Source organism: Inquilinus sp. OTU3971, from assembly GCF_038440215.1.
On the sequence record NZ_JASATH010000425.1, the window covers coordinates 1 to 915 of the forward strand.

The 915-nt window shown below is 64.7% G+C and carries 1 pseudogene; it reads left to right on the top strand.

The features are described from left to right. Nucleotides 1–627: pseudogene (locus AAHM41_RS40250) on the top strand (IS6 family transposase); the annotation flags it as partial. Nucleotides 628–915 lie beyond the last annotated feature (288 nt).

Here is a 915-nt window from a genome sequence, read left to right on the forward strand (position 1 = left end):
TCTGCGGTTCACCTTGAGCTACCGCGATGTGGAGGAACTACTGGCCGAACGCGGGCTAGACGTCTCCTATGAGACGATCCGCCGGTGGGTCGACAAGTTCGGATCGGCGTATGCCCGTAACCTGCGTCGGCTGCGACCGCGCCCTGCGGACACATGGCACCTGGATGAGATGGTCGTCTCGATCCAGGGCCGGCGGATGTTCCTGTGGCGAGCCGTCGATGCCGAGGGCGAGATCCTCGACCTGCTGGTGCAATCGAGGCGGGACAAGGTCGCCGCGCTGCGGCTGATGCGCAAATTGCGGAAGAAGCAGGGCTTTGCTCCCAAGGTGCTCGTGACCGACAAACTCCGCTCCTATGGTGCTGCCGGGCGAGCGCTCCGCCTCACGGCGCATCCTGAGCAGGGCCTGCGCCAGAATAACCGAGCCGAGAACTCCCATCAGGTGGTGCGGCGGCGCGAGCGAAAGATGCAGCGGTTCAAGTCACCCGGATCCGCCCAACGCTTTCTCGCCTCCCACGCTGCAGTGCACAACATCTTTAATCTCGAGCGCCATGGATCTCCCGAAGCACGCTGCGCCTCTTCCGTGTCGCGGCCGCTCAGCAATGGCAGATCGCGACCGCCGCGGCCTGAGCACAGCACCCAACCGAACCAAAGTGCGGCTCGTTCAGGTTCCCGTGACAGTGCCACTCCAGCCTATGGCGGGGAGATTTCACCGGGAGGCTGCTTGCAGAGGAGTAGGGACAGGGGAGGCCCGACGCCATAGCCGTCCGGATGGTCCCCATTGCAGAGCAGCGGGACCTGTGAGGTCGTTCGCGGCAAGACATCGCGCGGCCGCGTACCGGCGCGTGTACCTATGCGACCGTCAGCAATGTCCGGTCGGTCAGGTGCGCAACCTTGTGCGACACGCTGCCGAGCAGA